Source organism: Methanomicrobiales archaeon (assembly GCA_030019205.1).
GTDB lineage: Archaea > Halobacteriota > Methanomicrobia > Methanomicrobiales > JACTUA01 > JASEFH01.
Genome location: JASEFH010000049.1, coordinates 1 through 1,533, shown reverse-complemented (window position 1 = coordinate 1,533; position 1,533 = coordinate 1). Strand labels below are relative to the sequence as shown.

The following is a 1,533-nucleotide window of genomic DNA, read 5'->3' as shown; positions in this document are numbered from 1 at the left end:
CCGGCACAGATTAACCCATTTATTAGCAAGGGATCTATCAAGATACAGTAGATTACTTTTATATGTGCCTACATTTCGAGTAGGTTATGGCAGAGTTGACGGCGTACCTGACCATTTAAATATGTTGATGTCTGAATCTTTTAACAAATTCTTAGAAGATAACGATATGTTACTTGTTCTAAAGTTGCATCCATCCGAAGAATATAATCCACTATCTCAGAATCAATTTAATCAATGCAACAGGAATATTGTAATACTGAAGACAGAGCGTCTTGTGGTTAATTTCACAAGCATATATGAGATACTCCCAAATTTTGATATTTTAATCACAGATTATTCCTCGATTTATTTTGATTTTTTACTATTAAACAAACCGATAATTTTTCTAACGTATGATTTTGAACGATATCAGCAAAATCGAGGCTTTTTACTCGAACCCTATGATTTTTGGGCGCCCGGGCCGAAAGTTACCACAATCGAAATGCTAGTCGAAGAAATTCAAAAATGCATTTCGGATCCCAATTACTATAAAAAAGAGAGAGAAACTGTTAATAATATAATCAATCAATTTCAGGATGGCAATTCATGTGAAAGAGTCTGGAAACAAATCATGGATAGAACAGGAGGCCAATGGAAATTAGAGAATTCTGGGCTCTGTAGAAACGCACATGATTCGATGATTCTAGCATACCGGATGAAAAACAAATAGTACGAGGATTGCGATTATCCTCCACTTTCCTCAACCTGATCTCTCACCATCCCCCAGTTTCCTCCTCCGTGTATCCTCTTCCTCCCAAAATCCTTTGATTGGGAGGATTTTCCAGCCGTCTTCGATCGCTACCGCTCGGATGGGTGTCGATGGATCATGCGAAGCTGCGTCAGGTTGAACGCAAGACAGGAGAAGAGGTTCTTCGCATGCACCCGGGCCGTGGTGGTGACCAATACATGTCCGGCACGATACGCTCTCTTGATCACCGCGAAGGGTCTCTCGACCAGGGATCGGATCCGCATGATCGCCCGGTTTCTCCTCCTCCTCTCTTTTATCGATAACGGGTGTCCCCTGGTACCGCGGTGCATGGTCTTATCCATGGATGCCTGAGGCTTCACACCGAAGTGTCCTGTATCGCGATAGACCGTCTCCCCCTTCCGGGAGAGATCCACCTGGCTGTCGTGGAGCGATGCGGGGGTGGTCGTTAACCTCCGGATGAGCTGATGATCCCGGTCCATCAGGATGTGCAGCTTGTATCCGACGTAGGACTTCTTTCCTTTCTTGGCCCAGGTGCCATCCCGGCTCCTTCTCGTCTTCGCCTCCTCTCCTCGAGGAGTATCCGCCGGTGCATGTCCCGGATCGGCGGTGAGGAAGCTTGCATCCTGGATCACCCCCCGTTCTTTATCTTGAGACCCTTCACATCGAGTTGCATCTGCAGCTGATCCCAGACCTCCTGCTCCTTTCCGGTCCGGATCAGCCGCTCCCGGAAGTACCAGAGCGTGGTGTGATCCGGTATCTTCTCCGGGAATCCCCGGAACTTCCGG

The 1,533-nt window shown here is 46.9% G+C and carries 3 protein-coding genes; 1 reads left to right on the top strand and 2 read right to left on the bottom strand.

Annotated features, from left to right (window positions below; genetic code table 11):
• Window positions 1-709: CDP-glycerol glycerophosphotransferase family protein (locus tag QMC96_13075; protein ID MDI6877687.1), on the top strand; the 709-nt coding region annotated here is incomplete at its 5' end.
• Window positions 710-837: 128 nt separating this feature from the next.
• Here the strand turns inward: QMC96_13075 and QMC96_13070 are convergent.
• Both QMC96_13070 and QMC96_13065 read right to left on the bottom strand, forming a co-directional pair.
• Window positions 838-1,380, bottom strand: coding sequence for a transposase (locus QMC96_13070; GenBank protein ID MDI6877686.1), 543 nt, complete (start codon window positions 1,378-1,380; stop codon window positions 838-840).
• A complete protein-coding gene (locus QMC96_13065) occupies window positions 1,377-1,505 on the bottom strand; it encodes a hypothetical protein (GenBank protein MDI6877685.1) in 129 nt (42 codons plus the stop codon). Before QMC96_13065 ends, QMC96_13070 begins: the two co-directional genes overlap by 4 nt.
• Window positions 1,506-1,533 lie beyond the last annotated feature (28 nt).